The organism is Streptomyces narbonensis (assembly GCF_014649015.1).
Taxonomy (GTDB): Bacteria; Actinomycetota; Actinomycetes; order Streptomycetales; family Streptomycetaceae; genus Streptomyces; species Streptomyces narbonensis.
Map to the genome: position 1 here is coordinate 322777 of NZ_BMSF01000002.1, position 18006 is coordinate 340782.

17 protein-coding genes are annotated in these 18006 nt (G+C 71.1%); 9 read left to right on the plus strand and 8 right to left on the minus strand.

Annotation, left to right across the window (positions count from 1 at the left end):
• Window positions 1-81: 81 nt before the first annotated feature.
• The 3 genes from IE124_RS05035 to IE124_RS34655 form a co-directional block, all read right to left on the minus strand.
• Window positions 82-597 carry a GNAT family N-acetyltransferase gene (locus tag IE124_RS05035; protein WP_189505197.1) on the minus strand — a complete coding sequence of 172 codons (516 nt, stop codon included), beginning with the start codon at window positions 595-597 and terminating at the stop codon, window positions 82-84.
• Between the two features lie 19 nt (window positions 598-616).
• The gene (locus IE124_RS05040; protein WP_229832153.1) at window positions 617-1450 is read right to left on the minus strand and encodes a TIGR04222 domain-containing membrane protein; all 834 of its coding nucleotides are present in this window, start codon (window positions 1448-1450) and stop codon (window positions 617-619) included.
• A gap of 134 nt (window positions 1451-1584) precedes the next feature.
• On the minus strand, window positions 1585-2406 hold the full coding sequence (locus tag IE124_RS34655) for a hypothetical protein (RefSeq protein WP_229832196.1): 822 nt from the start codon (window positions 2404-2406) through the stop codon (window positions 1585-1587).
• A gap of 978 nt (window positions 2407-3384) precedes the next feature.
• On the opposite strand from IE124_RS34655, the gene gcl reads away from it, so the two are divergent.
• Entirely contained in the window at window positions 3385-5172 is a 1788-nt protein-coding gene (gene gcl, locus IE124_RS05050; RefSeq protein WP_189505198.1) for a glyoxylate carboligase, read from the plus strand.
• A 160-nt stretch (window positions 5173-5332) separates the two neighbouring features.
• Here gcl and IE124_RS05055 read toward each other — a convergent pair whose 3' ends face one another.
• Window positions 5333-6304, minus strand: coding sequence for an ArsR/SmtB family transcription factor (locus IE124_RS05055; protein WP_189505200.1), 972 nt, complete (start codon window positions 6302-6304; stop codon window positions 5333-5335).
• Between the two features lie 57 nt (window positions 6305-6361).
• Here IE124_RS05055 and IE124_RS05060 point away from each other — a divergent pair, with 57 nt between their 5' ends.
• Entirely contained in the window at window positions 6362-7597 is a 1236-nt protein-coding gene (locus IE124_RS05060; protein ID WP_189505201.1) for an MFS transporter, read from the plus strand.
• Here the strand turns inward: IE124_RS05060 and IE124_RS05065 are convergent.
• The 4 genes from IE124_RS05065 to IE124_RS05080 all read right to left on the minus strand — a co-directional run bounded on the left by IE124_RS05065 (window position 7533) and on the right by IE124_RS05080 (window position 12121).
• Window positions 7533-8198 carry a GmrSD restriction endonuclease domain-containing protein gene (locus IE124_RS05065; protein ID WP_189505202.1) on the minus strand — a complete coding sequence of 222 codons (666 nt, stop codon included), beginning with the start codon at window positions 8196-8198 and terminating at the stop codon, window positions 7533-7535. The two genes, IE124_RS05060 and IE124_RS05065, sit on opposite strands and share 65 nt — an antisense overlap.
• Window positions 8199-8677: 479 nt before the next feature.
• Window positions 8678-10135: a catalase gene (locus tag IE124_RS05070; protein WP_189505203.1), complete on the minus strand. Its 1458-nt coding sequence runs from the start codon at window positions 10133-10135 to the stop codon at window positions 8678-8680.
• Between the two features lie 216 nt (window positions 10136-10351).
• Window positions 10352-11242: a 2-hydroxy-3-oxopropionate reductase gene (locus IE124_RS05075; RefSeq protein ID WP_189505204.1), complete on the minus strand. Its 891-nt coding sequence runs from the start codon at window positions 11240-11242 to the stop codon at window positions 10352-10354.
• Between the two features lie 45 nt (window positions 11243-11287).
• Window positions 11288-12121: a TIM barrel protein gene (locus tag IE124_RS05080; protein WP_189505205.1), complete on the minus strand. Its 834-nt coding sequence runs from the start codon at window positions 12119-12121 to the stop codon at window positions 11288-11290.
• Window positions 12122-12261: 140 nt separating this feature from the next.
• On the opposite strand from IE124_RS05080, the gene IE124_RS05085 reads away from it, so the two are divergent.
• The 7 genes from IE124_RS05085 to IE124_RS05115 all read left to right on the plus strand — a co-directional run bounded on the left by IE124_RS05085 (window position 12262) and on the right by IE124_RS05115 (window position 17810).
• Entirely contained in the window at window positions 12262-12513 is a 252-nt protein-coding gene (locus IE124_RS05085) for a YkoF family thiamine-binding protein (protein WP_189505565.1), read from the plus strand.
• Between the two features lie 44 nt (window positions 12514-12557).
• Window positions 12558-12896 carry a helix-turn-helix domain-containing protein gene (locus IE124_RS05090; RefSeq protein WP_229832198.1) on the plus strand — a complete coding sequence of 113 codons (339 nt, stop codon included), beginning with the start codon at window positions 12558-12560 and terminating at the stop codon, window positions 12894-12896.
• A gap of 155 nt (window positions 12897-13051) precedes the next feature.
• Window positions 13052-13576: a 2-oxo-4-hydroxy-4-carboxy-5-ureidoimidazoline decarboxylase gene (gene uraD / locus IE124_RS05095; RefSeq protein ID WP_189505207.1), complete on the plus strand. Its 525-nt coding sequence runs from the start codon at window positions 13052-13054 to the stop codon at window positions 13574-13576.
• Window positions 13573-13965, plus strand: a complete 393-nt coding sequence (uraH, locus tag IE124_RS05100) for a hydroxyisourate hydrolase (protein WP_055640663.1) — start codon at window positions 13573-13575, stop codon at window positions 13963-13965. Before uraD ends, uraH begins: the two co-directional genes overlap by 4 nt.
• A gap of 5 nt (window positions 13966-13970) precedes the next feature.
• The gene (gene pucL, locus IE124_RS05105; RefSeq protein ID WP_055640662.1) at window positions 13971-14894 is read left to right on the plus strand and encodes a factor-independent urate hydroxylase; all 924 of its coding nucleotides are present in this window, start codon (window positions 13971-13973) and stop codon (window positions 14892-14894) included.
• A gap of 72 nt (window positions 14895-14966) precedes the next feature.
• The gene (locus tag IE124_RS05110) at window positions 14967-16373 is read left to right on the plus strand and encodes a nucleobase:cation symporter-2 family protein (RefSeq protein ID WP_189505208.1); all 1407 of its coding nucleotides are present in this window, start codon (window positions 14967-14969) and stop codon (window positions 16371-16373) included.
• Between the two features lie 48 nt (window positions 16374-16421).
• Window positions 16422-17810: an 8-oxoguanine deaminase gene (locus IE124_RS05115; RefSeq protein WP_189505210.1), complete on the plus strand. Its 1389-nt coding sequence runs from the start codon at window positions 16422-16424 to the stop codon at window positions 17808-17810.
• Window positions 17811-18006 lie beyond the last annotated feature (196 nt).

An 18006-nucleotide genomic window follows, 5' to 3' on the forward strand; every position in this document is an offset into this window, starting at 1 on the left:
CGCGTCGGCGGACCTCCCACGAGCCTTCGGCGGGTCTCCGACGGGCCTTCGACGGGTCTCCGACGGGCCTTCGGCAGGGCTTCAGCAGACCTCTCGGCGCATGCACACCCGGGGCCACACCGAGAGGCCGTGGGCCGCCTCCGCGCGGCTGATCGCGCGCAGCCCCTCCGTGAGCTCCGGATCGGAGTCGGCGAGCGGGCGGAAGCCGAGCCGGGTGTAGTACGGGGCGTTCCACGGGACTTCGGTGAACGTCGTCAGGGTCAGGGCCGTCAGGCCCTGCTCCCTGGCGGCCGCCGCCAGGTGCTCGATCAGCTCGCGTCCGACGCCCCGGCGGGCGGCGTCCGGGTGCACCGACACCTGCTCGATGTGGGCGGAACCGTCGACGGTGTCGGCCAGCAGATAGGCGACGGGCCGGTCGGCGGTGTCCACCGCGACCCAGGCCCGTCCCTCGCAGCGGTACGCCTCCAGGACGTCCAGGGGCAGCGGGTCGTCGTCGGCGATCGCCGCCATGCCGAGAGAACGGAACGGCTCGCCCGCCGCCCGTTCGATGTCCTGGAGCAGCGGGAGTTCGGCCGGAGCGGCCGCTCTGATGCGCATACGACAGTATGGCGCGACGTCAGCGAGCGGTGCGGCCCGTCCCCCCGCCCTGCTCCGGGGACGGCCGGTTCTCGTCCGCCTCGCCGGGACGGTCGAGCAGCCCGCCGTCCCGCGAGAAGCGGGGCAGGAACATGGCGAGCGCCGGATCCCCGTACAGCGCCACGTACAGCTGGACCAGGCGCCCGTCCGTCACCTCGCGCCGGTGCGCGGGCAGCGGATGCCGCTCCCGCAGGCCGTCGAGCAGGTCCCGGGCGGCCGGTGTGGCGGGCCGCAGGCGCAGCAGCGGCACCGTGGCCGCGAGAATCAGCGGCACGGTGACGGCCACGACGAGGCCGGCACCGCCGGGCCCGCTCCCGTACCCACCGCCGTGCCCGAGGCGCGCCCAGGTGACGAGCAGCCCGGCACCGACCGTCAGCGGCACGCAGGCGAGCAGGAGGCGGGCGGCCCGCAGCCGGGCGGGCGGCCGCAGCAGCCCGGCCCGGCCGAGCTCGCCGCACAGGGCGTCCACGGCCCGCCGCGCCTCCGGGCGCAGGGCGAGCGCCCGCAGCGCCAGGGCCCGGTGCAGCGACCCGTGGACCCCGAGCTGTACGGGGTCACGGGTCCGGCCCGGCCCTCCGTTGGCCCGAATCGTACGTTTGCGGCCCGCGGCGACGGCCCCGCGCTGATGCAGCGCCACGAGCGCCACCGTGACGGCCGCCCGGCGCCCTCCCCGCAGCAGCGCGAGGGCCTGCGGCGGCGGCTCGGCATCCGCGGGCCACGCCCCGCTTTCCTGGCTGCGGGTTCGCAACAGCACGGCGGCGAGCACCAGTTCCGCGCAGGCCACCCCGATGAACCACCACATCGCCGTCGTCATTGACGCCACCCCCGAGAGTGTTGTGCCCGGGGGACCGTGATCGTCACGCGTGAATGGCCGGTTTCGGATGACGATCGGACGGCGAGGCGCCGTGGGCGGGCGCCGGGGCCCGGGCGGGGGCCCCGGCAGAGGTGTCAGGCCCCGGCGGCGGCCAACGCGTCGGCGGCGTGGTTGACGGGCTGCGGGGTGCCCGTCAGGTCCAGGACGAAGAGCGGGAGGCCGATCTCGGCGGCGCGCTCGCGCGCCTCCGGGGTGTAGCCGGCCAGCGAGAAGAACACGCTCACGCTCGTGGCGGGGGTGCTGAGGCCGTTGAGCCAGAGGCACTCGACGGCCCGCAGCCCGGCGGGCCGGGTGGTCGGGTCCACCTGGGCGACGAGGCCCGGCGCCCGCAGGTCCACGCCGGAGGCGGGGCGGTCCTCGGGCTGGACCACGTCCCGGAAGCCGAGCCAGCGGAGATACCCGGCGGCAGCGGCCACCGCGTCCCGCGCGGTCCGGATCGTCACCGGCCGGTAGGCATCCCGCGTCGGCGCCGGGCGCGGGGCCGTGGGCGGCAGCGGGATGTGCGCGGGGTACCGCTCGGCGAACGTGCGGTGCGCGCCGCCTGGCCCGGGCGGGACGTCCCGGCCCCCGGGGGTGTGGTCGTCCCGGCCGGCGGGGCCCGTACCGAACCACTCCGAGCCGGGCTCGACCGCCCGCGGCCTGCCAGGGCCACCGGGCCCCGGCGTCCCGAGGCCGTCGACGCCGCGACCGTCCGTACTCGGGCGGTCCATCCCGAGCCCGTCCATCCCGTGACCGGCCACCCCGAGATCGTCCGTACTGAGCCCGTCCACCCCGAGGCCGTCGTCCGTACCGAGCCCGTCCACCCCGAGGCCGTCGTCCGTACCGAGCCCGTCCACCCCGAGGCCGTCCGTACCGAGCCCCTCCAGGCCGAGAGCGTCCGTACCCAGCCCCTCCACGCCCAGCCCCTCCACGCCCAGGCCGTCCGTACCCGGTCCGTCCGCGCCGAGCCCTGTCGTTCCGAGGCCGTCCGTGCTCAGCGCGTCCGTGCCGGGGCGGAAGGACGACGATTCCGGCCGGGCGCCGCCGAAGGTGCCGCCGGCGGCCGTCGGCGGCGTGAGTCCGGGACCGCCCGGGTCGCGGGGTGCCGCGCCGTGACTGCTCCGGGGGTCGGCCCCCGGGGACGTACCGGAGGGCGACGCGCCGGAAGACGGTCCGGAAGACCGCCCGGGCGGGGAAGGCGGAGTCAGAGGGGTTTGTGGGGTCTGCGGGGTCTGCGGAGCCCTTGGCATCTGTGGGGCTGACGGGACCTGTGGGGCTTGCGGGGCCCGTGGGCCCGAAGGTGGCGTAGGGATCCGTGTCAGGGGGTGCCCCCTGCTCCCCGCCGCTCGTGGTCCCTCCTCGCCGCCGCCCCCGCCCGGCTCCGTGCCGATCTCCGCGCCCACCGGCCGGACCGGGACCCGGAGGACCGTGCCGCAGGCGCAGCCGAGCTCGGGGTGGGGCCAGTCGTCCTCGCGGCCGCAGGCACCGCAGCGCACGGTGACCCACTCGTCCGTCCAGTTCCGGTGCGTGATCGGTTCCGCCGTCGCGCCCGCCGTCACCGGTGGCGCGACGGGGCTTCCGCACGCACAGGGGAAGACAGGCGCCGCGTACGCCTGCGTCCGCTGGCACTCCGGGCAGCGCACCGGTACCGACTCAGCCACAACCCCTACCCCCTGTCGTTCGGTCCCATCGTCCACCCATCGGCCACGCCGGGGGAGGAGTTCGGCCACTTCGCTGATCCCGCGGGGCGGACTTCTCTTGACGGCTCTCCGCGAGCCGACCTACATTGCTTCCGTATAGCAGAACAGTATTTCCGCATTACGGAAACAAGCCTCCCGGCCTCGTCGAGCAGCCGGATGGGCCCACCTCCGACCGGCCGAAGCAGGAGCACTCCCATGCCTCGTATGACCGCCGCCGCAGCGGCCGTTGAGATCCTCAAGCGCGAAGGCGTCACCACCGCGTTCGGCGTGCCCGGCGCGGCGATCAACCCCTTCTACCGCGAGCTCAAGAACGTCGGCGGCATCGGCCACACGCTGGCCCGCCACGTCGAGGGCGCGTCGCACATGGCCGAGGGCTACACGCGCGCCAAGGCCGGCAACATCGGCGTCTGCATCGGCACCTCCGGCCCGGCCGGCACCGACATGATCACCGGCCTGTACTCGGCGATCGCCGACTCGATCCCGATCCTCTGCATCACCGGCCAGGCGCCGACCTCGAAGCTCCACAAGGAGGACTTCCAGGCCGTCGACATCGCCAGCATCGCCAAGCCGGTCACCAAGGCCGCGACGACCGTCCTGGAGGCCGCCCAGGTCCCCGGCGTCTTCCAGCAGGCGTTCCACCTGATGCGCTCCGGCCGTCCCGGCCCGGTCCTCATCGACCTCCCGATGGACGTCCAGCTGACCGAGATCGAGTTCGACCCGGAGACGTACGAGCCGCTGCCGGTCTACAAGCCGTCCGCGACCCGCGCCCAGGCGGAGAAGGCGCTGTCCTTCCTCCTGGAGTCCGAGCGCCCGCTGATCGTCGCCGGCGGCGGCATCATCAACGCCGACGCCACCGACCTCCTCGTCGAGTTCGCCGAGCTGATCAACGTCCCGGTCATCTCCACCCTCATGGGCTGGGGCACCATCCCGGACGACCACGAGCTCGCCGCCGGCATGGTCGGCGTCCAGACCGCGCACCGCTACGGCAACGCGACCTTCCTGGAGTCGGACTTCGTCCTCGGCATCGGCAACCGCTGGGCCAACCGTCACACCGGTTACAACATGGACGCCTACACCAAGGGCCGGAAGTTCGTCCACGTCGACATCGAGCCCACCCAGATCGGCAGGATCTTCGCCCCGGACTTCGGCATCGCCTCCGACGCCAAGGCCGCCCTGGAGCTCTTCGTCGCGATCGCCAAGGAGTGGAAGGCCGCGGGCAAGCTGCCCGACTTCTCCGCCTGGGCCGCCTCCGCGCAGGAGCGCAAGGCCACCCTCCAGCGCCGCACGAACTTCGACAACATCCCGATCAAGCCGCAGCGCGTCTACGAGGAGATGAACAAGGCCTTCGGCCCGGAGACCCGTTACGTCACCACCATCGGCCTCTCCCAGATCGCCGCGGCGCAGTTCCTGCACGTCTACAAGCCGCGTCACTGGATCAACTGCGGCCAGGCGGGCCCGCTCGGCTGGACCATCCCGGCCGCCATCGGCGCCGCAACCGCCGACCCGGAGACCCCGGTCGTCGCGCTCTCCGGCGACTACGACTTCCAGTTCATGATCGAGGAGCTGGCGGTCGCCGCCCAGCACAAGGTCCCCTACGTCCACGTCCTCGTGAACAACGCCTACCTCGGTCTGATCCGGCAGGCGCAGGGCAACCTCGGCATCAACTTCGAGGTCAACCTCGAGTTCGAGAACATCAACACCCCGGAGATCGGCGCCTACGGCGTCGACCACGTCAAGGTCGCCGAGGGCCTGGGCGTCAAGGCGATCCGCGTCACCGACCCGGACAAGCTGGGCGAGGCGCTGGAGGAGGCCAAGAAGCTGGCCGTCGAGCACCAGGTCCCGGTCGTCGTCGAGGCCATCCTGGAGCGCATCACCAACATCGCGATGAGCAAGACGGTCGACATGAGCGACGTCACCGAGTTCGAGGAGCTCGCGACGGAGCCCGGCCACGCGCCGACCGCGATCAAGGCCCTCAAGGTCTGATCGTCCCCCTCGTCAGAGGGACCGACCCCCGCCCCGAGGAGCACCGGGGCGGGGGTCTCCCGCATTCCCGGCCCAGTGGGCCGGGGCCTCCCGCGTCCTCGGCTGCTCCGGGCCGGGGCCTCCCGCGTCCTCGGCCCACAGGGCCGGGGTCGCCCGCGTCTCAGCGCTGTGCCCGTACGAGCACCGCGCCCGCGTCCGTCCACTCGTACAGCACCGAGCGGCCCGCCCGCGCACGCCGCACGAGCCCGGCGTCGAGCAGCACCTTCAGGTGCCGGCCCACCGAACCGAGGCCCTGCCCGGTCAGCGCCACCAACTGGCTGGTGGACAGCGGCGATCCGAGGCGTACGAGCACGCCGGCGCGCGCCGGTCCGAGCAGCGTGCCGAGCGCCTCGGGCACGACCGGTCCCGCCCTGTCGGCCAGAACTCCCGTGCAGGGATAGACGATCGCGCTCCGCTCCGTCCCCTCCCACGAGACCCAGCCGGTCGCGGGTGTCACCGGGACGAGCAGCAGCCTCCCCTTCAGGATGGAACGCGCCGGATAGTCACGGGTGTTGACCTGGAGCCGCCCGTTGCCGAGCCAGCGCATCCTGCCCGGGCACAACTCGTCGAGCGCCGCGGCCCAGCCGTCCCGGCTCAGACGGGCCGTCCGCGCCGTCACGTCGGCCTCCAGGATCCGCCGCCGCCGCGCCCACTCCGGCAGCACCGTCTCCCGCCACACCCAGCCGAGCACCCCCGCGAGCCGCTCCGGCAGGTCACGCGCCGAGCGCAGCGGCTCCGGCACCGGTCCGCCGACCGCGACCGCCAACTGGTCCACGGCATCGGCCGGTTCGGTCGCGAGGACCGCCTCGACCTCCTCCTCGAAGGTCCGCTCGCGGTCGCCCTGCGGGGTGGGGGTGAGGAAGTCCGCGTTCCAGGTGGGGCCGATGGCCGCCCGCACCAGCAGCGCGTCGAGCGGTTCGGCCGCGAGCCGCCCGCGGTAGGCGGGCAGATGCCGGTCGAGCCAGGCCCGCTCGCCCGGGTGCGTCGACGCCCCGGCGTGCAGCGTCTTGAGCGAGGCGACCGTCTCGGCGAGCGGCGAGAACACGAACGCGCTCCCCGCCAGGGTGTCCGTACCGATCTGCCACCAGCCCATGTTTCGCCTCCCGGCGAAACATTACCGGTGGTCGAGGCACTCACCGAGACTCCCCGCATGCCCCGCTACCGCGACCTGTTCCGCACCCCCGAGTTCACCCCGCTCTTCCTCACCGGCTCCGCCCACGTCGCCGCCCAGACCGTGGCAGGGCTCGGGCTCGCCACGCTCGTCTTCCGCGCGACCGGCTCCCCGCTCCTCTCCGCCCTGGCGCTCTTCGGGCCCTCGCTCGCCCAGCTGATCGGCGCCACCACCCTGCTCTCGGCCGCCGACCGGCTGCCGCCGCGCGCCGCGCTCGCCGGGATCGCGCTCTTCTTCGCCCTGGGCACCGCGGTCCTCGCGGTCCCCGGCCTGCCCACCTGGGCGGTCTTCGGGATCCTGCTCGCCGAAGGGCTCGCGGCCTCGCTCGGCGGAGGTGTGCGCCACGGGCTCCTGAACGAGATCCTCGCCCGCGAGGACTACCTCCTCGGGCGCTCGGTCATGAACATGGCCTCCGGTATCTGGCAGATCATCGGCTTCGCCACCGGCGGCGTCCTCGTCACCCTGCTCTCGCCGCGCGGCACGGTCCTCGTGGGCGCCGGCCTCTACCTCGCCGCCGCGCTCCTCTCCCGCCTCGGCCTCGGCGAGCGACCGCCCCGCGCCGCCGGCCGGGCCTCGGTCGCCGAGACCTGGCGCACCAACCGGCGGCTGCTCTCCTCGCCCGCCCGCCTCCGCTGCTACCTCGCCCTGTGGGTGCCCAACGGGCTGGTCGTCGGCTGCGAGTCGCTCTTCGTCCCGTACGCCCCCGAGCGCGCCGGGCTCCTCTTCGCCTGCGGCGCGCTCGGGATGCTGGCCGGGGACGTGGCCGTCGGCCGCTTCGTACCGGCAGGGCTGCGCGGCCGGATCCGCTTCCCGCTCCAGGCGCTGCTCGCGGCCCCGTTCCTGCTCTTCGCCCTCGACCCCGGGCTGCCGGTGGTGCTGGTGCTCGTGACCGTCTCGGCCGTCGGGTTCGGGGCGAGCCTGCTGCACCAGGAGCGGCTGATGGCCCTGGTGCCGACGGAGCTGAGCGGTCACGCGCTCGGGCTGCACACCTCCGGGATGCTGGCCCTCCAGGGTCTGAGCGCGTCGCTCGCGGGCACCCTCGCCCAGTTCACGTCGCCGCGTACGGGGATGGTGGTCCTCGCCCTCGCCTCGCTCACCGTGACCCTGGCGCTCGCCAGGGCCGACCGGAGGACCGACGGGCCGGTACTCCCTACCGAGGCGCCGTCGAGCGCATCACGACCGTCTGTTCGCACGGGCCGTCGGCGAACAGCTTGAGCGCCTCCATCTCGTCCTTGTCGACGGAGAGCCCCCAGCGCAGCTTGGTGCTCACCCACTCGCCGACGTACCGGCAGTACCGGGCGGAGTCCTCCGGCACCCACTCGGCGGGGTCGCGCCCGGCCTTCTCCTTCTGGCTGCGGGCGGTGACGGCGACCAGTGTCGCGGCGGCACCCTGGTCGTTGGCGTACTGCTCGCGCCGGGCGGCCGTCCAGCCGGAGGCCCCCGACTGCCAGGCCTCCTCCAGCGCGACGACGTGGTCGACGCGGAGCAGGCCCGGGTCGGAGACGCTCTGGCCGTCGTAGTACGAGGTCCACCGGCCCCCGGTCAGTGCGCAGTCCTTCCCGGACTTCGGGGCGTCCTCCGCTTCGGCGAGGAGGACCTCGGAGCGGGTGTCGCAGCCGTCCGCCGCGTCCAGTCCCTGGTTCCAATGGGCGAAGGCCGACTCCTGGTAGCCGTCCGGGTCCTCGGAGGCCTCGGTGAGCTCGGCGAGCGCGTCGGGGAAGAGGACGACGCCGGCGGAGAGCGCGGGGGAAGGGACGACGAGCGGGGACAGGATCAGGGCGAGCGGTGCGAGACCGCGCATCAGGTTCTTGATCATGTACCAGTGGATAGCGCCGGCGACGGGGCGCGCGGGGAGAGGATCGCGGTGCGTTCCTCCGTGCGGGTGCGGATCTTCACCGCAGAAACGATGCGCTGGGCGTCCGTACGTCCGGAGATACAAGAAGAGCGTGGAACCAGGGACCGTAAACCTGGTTCCACGCTCTCCCGTTGTACCCGTCCGACGGCACGAGGCTGGCGCGACAGGACGTTCGCGCCGCCGGACGGAGTCTTGGGGTCTCTCTGGGGGGAGGTGCTGGGCGATAGGACCGCGGCGGCGGCGACGGGCGTGCCGGTTGTCCTCTTCTTTCAGGTCAAGAAGAGGGCCCGACGCCCTTACCACCGCACTGGCTCGACGCCGCCGCGGTCCTCACGCTTGTCCGGTCCGCCGACCACCCCTCATCCGGGCCGGCGATCCGGACCGCGTACGGCACTGACCTCCCGTCAGGAGCCGTACGCAGTCTGGGTGCTGCTGTTGGGTCAGTCCTCGCGCAGGGCGCGGACCGCCTCGGCCACGCGCTTGCCGTAGTCCGCGTCGGCGGCGGCGAAGTGCGCGAGGTTCTTCTCGATGACGTCCTCGCGGGACACCTGGGAGAGACCGCCGGCGATGTTGGCGATCAGGCGCTTCTTCTCGTCCTCGGACATCAGGCGGTAGAGCTCGCCGGCCTGGAAGAAGTCGTCGTCCTTGGTGTGCGCGGGCGCCTCGTGGGTGCCGGTCCAGCCGTGGATCGCGAGCGGCGCGGAGAGCGCGGCGTCGGTCTGGGCCGGGCCCTGGTACGAGTTGGGCTCGTAGTTCTTGTCGTGGCGCGAGCCGTTGCGCAGCGCCATGGCGCCGTCGCGGCCGTAGTTCTCGGCCGTGGTCGCCTTGGGGGCGTTGACCGGCAGCAGGGTGTGGTTCACGCCCAGGCGGTAGCGGTGGGCGTCCGCGTAGGCGAAGAGACGGCCCTGGAGCATCTTGTCCGGCGAGGGACCGATGCCGGGGACGAAGTTGTTGGGGGAGAAGGCGGCCTGCTCGACCTCGGCGAAGACGTTCTCCGGGTTGCGGTCGAGGACCAGGCGGCCCACGCGCTGGAGCGGGTAGTCGCTGTGCGGCCACACCTTGGTGAGGTCGAACGGGTTGAAGCGGTACTCCGCGGCCTCGGCGGCCGGCATGATCTGGACGTAGAGGGTCCAGCTCGGGTTCACACCGCGCTCGATGGCCTGGAGCAGGTCGGTCTGGTGCGAGTTCGCGTCCTTGCCGACGAGCTCGGCGGCCTGGTCGGCGGAGAGGCTGCGGATGCCCTGGTTCGTCTTGAAGTGGTACTTGACGAAGAAGGCCTCGCCCGCCTCGTTGGTCCACTGGTAGGTGTGCGAGCCGTAGCCGTTCATGTGGCGGTACGAGGCGGGGATGCCGCGGTCGCCCATGAGCCAGGTGATCTGGTGCGTCGCCTCGGGGGCGTGCGCCCAGAAGTCCCAGACGTTGTCCGCCTCCTGCTTGCCCGTGAAGGGGTCGCGCTTCTGGGAGTGGATGAAGTCGGGGAACTTGATCGGGTCCTTGATGAAGAACACCGGGGTGTTGTTGCCGACGAGGTCGTAGTTGCCCTCTTCGGTGTAGAACTTCAGGGCGAAGCCGCGGGGGTCGCGCACCGCGTCCGCGCCGCCGAGCGAGTCGGCCACGGTGGAGAAGCGGAGGAAGGTCTCGGTCTTCTTGCCGACCTCTCCGAGGAAGTCCGCCTTGGTGTACGCGGTGACGTCGTCGGTCACCTCGAAGTAGCCGTACGCACCGGAACCGCGGGCGTGGACCACGCGCTCCGGGATCCGCTCACGGTTGAAGCGCGCGAGCTTCTCCAGCAGGTGCTGGTCCTGGAGGAGGATGGGGCCACCGACGCCGGCGGTGGCGGAGTTCTGGTTGTCGGCGACGGGGGCGCCGGACTCGGTCGTAAGCACGCGCTTCGACATCGTGACCTTCCGTACGGGAGCTGCACTGCTGGCTGGGGTGCTCTGGAGCGTAAATTCGCTCGGAACACGACGTCAACAGTTTGTTGAAAATGAAGTGTGGTGTTCCGATCGGCGGCGACGCCTGGGCGCGACAGGACAGGTGTCAGCGCCGCCGCCGACCGGAATTCAGGGGCCCCGGTGAAGGGGCTGGGCCCGGCCCGTAGGCGGGCCGCGGGATCAGACCTGCTGGCCGGAGAGGCGCTCGACGGCGCGCAGCAGGGCCGAGTGGTCCAGGCCGCCGTCACCCTGCGCACGCAGGGACGCGACGAGCTGGGCGACGACCGCGCCGACCGGGAGGGCCGCGCCGACGTTGCGGGCGGCGTCGGTGACGATGCCCATGTCCTTGTGGTGGAGGTCGATCCGGAAGCCGGGCTTGAAGTCCCGGTTCAGGAAGTTGTCCTTCTTGCGGGTCAGGACCGTGGAGCCGGCCAGACCGCCGTTGAGGACGTCCAGGGCGGCCTGGAGGTTCACGCCGGACTTCTCGAGGAAGACGACGGCCTCGGCGCAGGCCTGGATGTTGACCGCGACGATGAGCTGGTTGGCGGCCTTCACCGTCTGGCCGGAGCCGTGCGGACCGCAGAGCACGATGGTCTTGCCGAGGGTCTCCAGGATCGGGAGGGCCTCGTCGAAGTCGGCCTGCTCGCCACCGACCATGATCGAGAGCACGGCCTCGATCGCGCCGGCCTCGCCGCCGGACACCGGGGCGTCGATGACGCGGATGCCCTTCTCGGCGGCGTTCTTCGCGAGGTCGACCGAGGTCTGCGGGGTGATCGACGACATGTCGACGATCAGCGCGCCCTGCTTGGCGTTCTCCAGGATGCCGGCGGGGCCGTAGGAGATGGCTTCGACCTGCGGGGAGGCGGGCACCATCGTGATGATGACGTCGGCTTCCTTGACGGCCTCGGCGATCGACGCGGCGGAGGTGCCGCCGGCCGCGGTGAGGCGGTCCAGCTTGTCCTGCTCCAGCGTGAAGCCGGTGACGGAGTAGCCGGCCTTGATCAGGTTCTCGGACATGGGGGAGCCCATGATGCCGAGGCCGATCCAAGCGATCTTGGGAAGGTTGCTCATGAGGGTGCCTCTCAAAACAAGGTGGTACGGGGGAGGAGTCGCTGGTCAGCGGGCCGGGCGGGCCTCGGCCGGGAGCCACTCGAAGGAGGCGGCGGCGTCGGCGGCCTTGTACTCCAGGCCGACCCAGCCGTCGTAACCGGCCTTCTTGAGCTCGTCGAGGAGCTGCTCCAGGGGGAGCTCGCCGGTGCCCGGCGCGCCGCGGCCCGGGTTGTCCGCGATCTGGACGTGGCCGGTCTTGGCCGCGTACTCCGCGATGACCTGGCTGACGTCCTCGCCGTTCATCGACAGGTGGTAGATGTCGAGGAGGAACTTGGCGTTGCCGAGCCCGGTCGCCTCGTTGACCTTGTCGATGACCTCGATCGCGGAGGGGGCGCTCACCAGCGGGTAGAGCGGCGACTCCGGCTTGTTCAGGGTCTCGATCAGCAGGATCGCGCCGACGCGGTCGGCGGCCCTGGCGGCCAGGACCAGGTTCTCCAGGGCGAGGGTGTCCTGGATCGCCGGGTCCACGCCCTCGACGCGGTTGCCGTAGAGCGCGTTGAGCGCCTTGCAGCCGACCGAGGCGGCGAAGTCCGCGGCGACGTCGATGTTGGCCCGGAAGCGCTCGGACTCCTCACCGGGCACCGAAACCGCGCCGCGGTCCGGGCCGGGGAGCTGTCCGGCGTAGAAGTTCAGGCCCACCAGCTGGGTGCCGGCGTCCTCAAGGGCTTTCTTGAGGGCGTCGAGCTCGCTCTGCTCGGGGGTGGCGGTGTCGATCCAGGGCCACCACAGCTCGACCGCGGTGAAGCCCGCCGCGGCGGCGGCCGCGGGGCGCTCCAGGAGCGGGAGTTCCGTGAAGAGGATCGACAGGTTCACATCGAAGCGCTGGTCCGTGTATCCCATGAGGGGCGGCGCTCCTTCCGTATCGCGGAAGTAAGTTTCTGTCTGACGGAATGTTGCAAGGGGGTTGCCTCAGTTGTCAAGAGGTCCTCGCAGGTCCGGGGCTCCCGTACGCCGGGACGGGGCCGTACTTTGGGTCCATGGTGCGTTTGAGAGTGGAGTTCACGACCGAGCCGTTCGACCTCGATGAGGCGCCGGCGCACGCGGTCGTGGCCCGAGAGGTCATCCAGTCGGCCGAACTGGACGCGGTCGACGTCGGCCCCTTCGGCAACACCGCGGAAGGCGGTACCGATGAGGTGCTCACCGCGGTCGACGCGCTGCTGCGCAGATCGCTCGCAGCCGGTGCCACCCGGGTCTCGCTCCAGGTGAATGTGATCGGGGAGGGCGAGAAGTGACCGAACATCCGCTGGTCGCGGCAGTGAAGCCGCTGGTCGACGCCATGGGCGCGGAGCTGCTGGGCCCCGCCCAGGCGGAAGCCGACGACGTCGTCCTCTCCTGGGAGGGCGAGGACGTGCTCGCCGTGCGGCTGCCGCAGCTCTCGGATTCGCTGGACCACATCCTCGCGGCGATGGAAAGACGGCACGGGATGCCGTTGGCCGAACTCGACCGCAAGGCGAAGCAGGAAGCGGTGCGTCATCTGGAGGCACGCGGTGCCTTCTCAGTGCGCCATGGGGTGGAGACGGTGGCGGGGGCGCTGGGTGTCAGCCGCTTCACCGTGTACAACTACCTGAACAGGGAGACCGCCCTGAGCAGGGAAAAGGCCGCCGAGAGCAGCTAGTTGATCTTGATTGGCCGGAAGCCGTCGTCCAGATGTCGGGACGACGGCTTTTGTGTGGCCGACTTTTCAACAAAGTGTTGACGTCGTGTTGTGGAGGGCGTTAGCTATCCGCAGCCCGTCCGACGCACAGCGAAAAACAGCCACGGAGGCTTCCCGTGACTTCAGGTACGACTCCGGGTCTCACCCGGTTCAACACCTCGGCGGACAGCGAGGCCCTCGCCGCGCTCCACGAGGTGTGCTCCAGCTCGGCGTGGGGGAGCAAACTGCTCGCCCAGCGCCCATACGCCACCGCCGAAGCCCTCTTCCTCGCCAGCGACGCCGCCATGGCCGAGCTGACCACCGAGGATCTGGCCGACGCGATGGCGGGCCACCCGCCGATCGGTCGTCCGAAGGCAGGGGACCCGACCTCCTCCCGCGAGCAGAGCGGGATGGCCGGCGCCTCCGCGGAGCTCAAGGCCGAGATGCTCGAACTCAACCTGGCCTACCAGGACAAGTTCGGTCATGTCTTCCTCATCTGCGCCACCGGCAGGACCGGCGAGCAGATGCGCGACGCGGTCCGGGAGCGGATCGGCAACTCGCCCGAGACGGAGCGGGAGATCGTCCGCACCGAACTGGGCAAGATCAACCGCATCCGGCTGACCCGTCTCGTAGAGACCTCCGAGGAAGAGAACTCCGCATGAGCACCGACACCACGGCCTCGGTGTCCACCCACATCCTGGACACCAGCATCGGCCGCCCGGCCGAGGGCGTGACCATCACGCTCGCGGCCCGCAGCGGCTCCGACGCCGAGTGGGTCGCGCTCGGAGGCTCCGCCACCGACGCCGACGGGCGCTGCAAGGACCTGCCGGCGCTGCCGGAAGAAACCACCCACGTGCGTCTCGACTTCGAGACCGAGACGTACTTCGCCAAGAAGAAGCAAGCCGAGGCGCAGCAGGACGCCCCCCGCGTAAGGGACAGCGGTGCGTTCTTCCCGGAGGTGGCGATCACGTTCGCCGTCCAGCCGGGCGAGCACTATCACGTACCGCTGCTGCTCAACCCGTTCGGCTACTCCGTTTACCGAGGGAGCTAGCAGACATGCCCACGATTCTCGGCCAGAACCAGTACGGCAAAGCAGAGAACCGCGTCGTCAAGATCACGCGGGACGGCGACACCCACCACATCAAGGACCTGAACGTCTCCGTCGCCCTCTCCGGTGACCTCGACGACGTCCACCTCACCGGCTCCAACGCCCACTGCCTCCCCACCGACACGACGAAGAACACCATCTTCGCGTTCGCCAAGGAGTACGGCATCGAGTCCGCCGAGCAGTTCGGCATCCACCTCGCCCGCCACTTCGTGACGAGCCAGGAGCCGATCAAGCGGGCGCGCATCCGGATCGAGGAGTACTCCTGGGAGCGCATCGCCTCCTCGGACGCCAACTCCAAGTTCATCGGCGCCGAAGAGGTCAACCACTCCTTCGCCCGCAAGGGCCAGGAGACCCGGGTCACCCAGGTCACCTACGACGGCGAGAAGTGGGAGGTCATCTCCGGCCTCAAGGACCTCGTCGTCATGAACTCCACCAACTCGGAGTTCTGGGGCTACATCAAGGACCAGTACACGACGCTCCAGGAGGCGTACGACCGCATCCTGGCCACGCAGGTGTCCGCCCGGTGGCGCTTCAACTGGACCGACGACGACCAGCGCATGCCCAACTGGGAGCGGTCCTACGAGCAGACGCGCAAGCACATGCTCGAGGCCTTCTCGGAGACGTACTCGTACTCCCTCCAGCAGACGCTCTACCAGATGGCCACGCGCATCATCAACCACCGCTCGGAGATCGACGAGGTCCGCTTCTCGCTCCCGAACAAGCACCACTTCCTGGTCGACCTCGAGCCCTTCGGCCTGAAGAACGACAACGAGGTCTACTACGCCGCCGACCGCATGTACGGCCTCATCGAGGCCACCGTCCTCCGCGACGGAGCGACGGCGCAGATCCCGGTCGACATGACCAACCTCTAAGCGCCATCCGTGTGACCGGCCCCGCCCGCCCGCAGTCGGGCGGGGCCGGTACACCGGACCGGAGGGATTCTCATGGCACAGCCCGCAAAGGGGCCGGCGCACGCCGAAGGCCCGTGTTCCACCCCGCCGGACACGACCCACCAGGTCCACCCGGTGGACGAAAAGCTCCCCGCCTCGCGGCTCGTCCCCGCGGCACTCCAGCACATCGCCGCCATGTACGCGGGCGTCGTCACCCCTCCGCTGATCATCGGCCAGGCCGTCGGCCTGGACACGGCCGGGATGACCCGGCTCATCGCCGCCAGCCTGCTCATCGCCGGCTGCGCCACGATCCTGCAGACCCTCGGCATCCGGACCTTCGCCGGCAACCGGCTCCCGTTCGTCAACGCCGCCTCCTCGGCAGGCATCACCCCGATGCTCGCCATCGCCGAGACCAGCTCCCCCGGACACCAACTCCCCGCCATCTACGGCGCGGTGCTGGTCGCCGGAGTCTTCTGCCTCGCCGTAGGACCCTTCTTCGGGAAGCTCCTGCGCTTCTTCCCACCGCTCGTCACCGGCGTCGTCATCACCCTCATCGGGGTCACCCTGATGCCCGTGCCCGTCGGCTGGGCCCAGGGCGGCGACAAGCACGCCGCCGACTTCGGCGCCATGAAGTACCTGGCGCTCGCCGGCTTCACCCTCGTCGTCGTCCTGCTCTTCCAGCGCTTCGGCAAGGGCTTCGTCAAGCAGATCGCCCTGCTGCTCGGCCTCTTCATCGGCACCCTCGCCGCGATCCCCTTCGGGATGGCCGACTTCACGGCCCTGCGCGAGGCACCCGTCGCGGCCCTGCCCACGCCCTTCGCCTTCGGTGCCCCCGAGTTCCAGCCCGCCGCGATCCTCTCCCTGTGCATCGTGATGCTGGTGCTCATGACCGAGTCCAGCGCCGGCATGCTCGCCCTCGGCGAGATCTGCGACCGCCGCAGCGACGGGCAGACCATCACCCGGGGCCTGCGCACCGACGGCGTCGCGACCCTGCTCGGCTCCGTCTTCGGCGGCTTCCCGACCTCGGCCTTCGCGCAGAACGTCGGCGTCGTCTCGCTCACGCGGGTCCGCTCCCGGTACGTCGTCGCCGTCGCCGGTGGCGCCCTGCTGGTGCTCGGCACCTTCCCGGTCCTCGGCGCGGTCGTCTCGATGGTCCCGATGCCCGTCCTCGGCGGCGCCGGCATCGTCCTCTTCGGATCGATCGCGGTCAGCGGCATCCGCACCCTGTCGGAAGCCGGGCTCGACGACAGCTCCAACATCATCCTGGTGGCCGTGGCGCTAGGAGCGGGCATCATCCCGCTGGCCGCCCCCACCTTCTACGCCGACTTCCCGGCCTGGGCGCAGACCGTGCTCGGATCCGGCATCAGCGCGGGCGCGCTCGTCGCCGTCCTGCTCAACCTGTTCTTCCACCATCTCGGCACCCGGACCCGTCACGCGGCTCCGGCACTCAAATCCTCCTAGGGTCCTGCCGTGCCCACACCACCACAGAGGAATGAAGGAACCACCGCCATGGCAGCACCTTCGGCAGCCCAGCGCATCGTCATCGAGAACGCGGCGATCGCGACCGTCGACGCGAACGACACCGAGTACGCCTCCGGCTACCTGGTTGTCGCCGACAACAGGATCGAGTCCATCGGTGCCGGCAAGGCGCCCGAGGGGCTGGAGAACGTGGTCCGCCGGATCGACGCCACCGGTCATCTGGTGACGCCCGGTCTGGTCAACACCCACCACCACTTCTACCAGTGGATCACCCGTGGCCTGGCCACCGACCACAACCTCTTCAACTGGCTGGTCGCCCTCTACCCGACCTGGTCGCGCATCGACGAGTCGATGGTCCGCGTGGCCGCCCAGGGCTCCCTGGCGATGATGGCCCGCGGTGGTGTCACCACCGCCATGGACCACCACTACGTCTACCCGAAGAACTCGGGCGACCTGTCCGGCGCCATCATCGGCGCCGCCTCCGACATGGGCGTCCGCTTCACCCTCGCCCGCGGCTCGATGGACATGAGCGAGAAGGACGGCTTCCTGCCGCCCGACTTCGCCGTCGAGTCCACCGAGGGCGCGCTCGCCGCGACCGAGGAGACCGTCAAGAAGTTCCACGACGCCTCCTTCGACGCGATGACCCAGGTCGCCGTCGCCCCCTGCTCCCCCTTCTCCATCTCCACCCAGCTCCTCAAGCAGGGTGCCGAGCTGGCCCGCCGGCTCGGGGTGCGCATGCACACCCACGGCTCGGAGACCGTGGAGGAGGAGAAGTTCTGCCACGAGCTCTTCGGCATGGGCCCGACGGACTACTTCGAGTCCACCGGCTTCCTCGGCGAGGACGTGTGGATGGCGCACTGCGTCCACATGAACGACTCCGACATCGCCGCCTTCGCCCGCACGGGCACCGGTGTGGCGCACTGTCCGTCGTCCAACGCGCGCCTCGCCGCCGGCATCGCCCGCGTACCGGACATGCTGAAGGCGGGCGTGCCGGTCGGCCTCGGCGTCGACGGCACCGCGTCCAACGAGTCCGGCGAGCTCCACACCGAGCTCCGCAACGCGCTTCTCATCAACCGCCTCGGCGCCCACCGCGAAGCCGCGCTCAACGCCCGCCAGGCCCTGCGCCTCGGCACCTACGGCGGTGCGCAGGTCCTCGGCCGCGCCGACAACATCGGCTCCCTCGAAGCCGGCAAGCTCGCCGACTTCGTCCTCTGGAAGATCGACGGCCTCGGCCACTCCTCGATCGCCGACCCGGTCACCGCGATCGTCTTCGGCGCCGCGGCTCCGGTCACCGCCTCCTTCGTCAACGGCAAGCAGATCGTCGAGAACAACCGACTGCTGTTCGCCGACGAGGAGCAGATCGCGCGCGACGCGCGCGCGGAGGCGCAGCGCCTGGCCCGCATCACGGCCCAGGGCTGACCCTCCCCATGGAGTCCGACCGAGGGGGACGGCCCTCGGTCGGTCGCCGCGGACCCGAGCGGGGTCCGCGGCAGCCCGACCGGGAGGTGCCGTACGAAGAAGACGTACGGCACCTCCCGGGAAGGTGAACCCCGCCCGAACCCCCCATCGGGCACCCGTCCCCGCGCAGCGCCTCCTCCCCGCGCGCACCCGCCCC

Excerpts from the sequence above, each read along its gene's own strand:
- IE124_RS05035 (WP_189505197.1), bottom strand. The coding sequence starts at position 597 with ATGCGCATCAGAGCGGCCGCTCCGGCCGAACTCCCGCTGCTCCAGGAC.
- IE124_RS05040 (WP_229832153.1), bottom strand. The coding sequence starts at position 1,450 with ATGACGACGGCGATGTGGTGGTTCATCGGGGTGGCCTGCGCGGAACTG.
- gcl (WP_189505198.1), top strand. The coding sequence starts at position 3,385 with ATGCCTCGTATGACCGCCGCCGCAGCGGCCGTTGAGATCCTCAAGCGC.
- IE124_RS05055 (WP_189505200.1), bottom strand. The coding sequence starts at position 6,304 with ATGGGCTGGTGGCAGATCGGTACGGACACCCTGGCGGGGAGCGCGTTC.
- IE124_RS05060 (WP_189505201.1), top strand. The coding sequence starts at position 6,362 with ATGCCCCGCTACCGCGACCTGTTCCGCACCCCCGAGTTCACCCCGCTC.
- IE124_RS05065 (WP_189505202.1), bottom strand. The coding sequence starts at position 8,198 with ATGATCAAGAACCTGATGCGCGGTCTCGCACCGCTCGCCCTGATCCTG.
- IE124_RS05070 (WP_189505203.1), bottom strand. The coding sequence starts at position 10,135 with ATGTCGAAGCGCGTGCTTACGACCGAGTCCGGCGCCCCCGTCGCCGAC.
- IE124_RS05075 (WP_189505204.1), bottom strand. The coding sequence starts at position 11,242 with ATGAGCAACCTTCCCAAGATCGCTTGGATCGGCCTCGGCATCATGGGC.
- IE124_RS05080 (WP_189505205.1), bottom strand. The coding sequence starts at position 12,121 with ATGGGATACACGGACCAGCGCTTCGATGTGAACCTGTCGATCCTCTTC.
- IE124_RS05090 (WP_229832198.1), top strand. The coding sequence starts at position 12,558 with ATGGGCGCGGAGCTGCTGGGCCCCGCCCAGGCGGAAGCCGACGACGTC.
- uraH (WP_055640663.1), top strand. The coding sequence starts at position 13,573 with ATGAGCACCGACACCACGGCCTCGGTGTCCACCCACATCCTGGACACC.
- pucL (WP_055640662.1), top strand. The coding sequence starts at position 13,971 with ATGCCCACGATTCTCGGCCAGAACCAGTACGGCAAAGCAGAGAACCGC.
- IE124_RS05110 (WP_189505208.1), top strand. The coding sequence starts at position 14,967 with ATGGCACAGCCCGCAAAGGGGCCGGCGCACGCCGAAGGCCCGTGTTCC.
- IE124_RS05115 (WP_189505210.1), top strand. The coding sequence starts at position 16,422 with ATGGCAGCACCTTCGGCAGCCCAGCGCATCGTCATCGAGAACGCGGCG.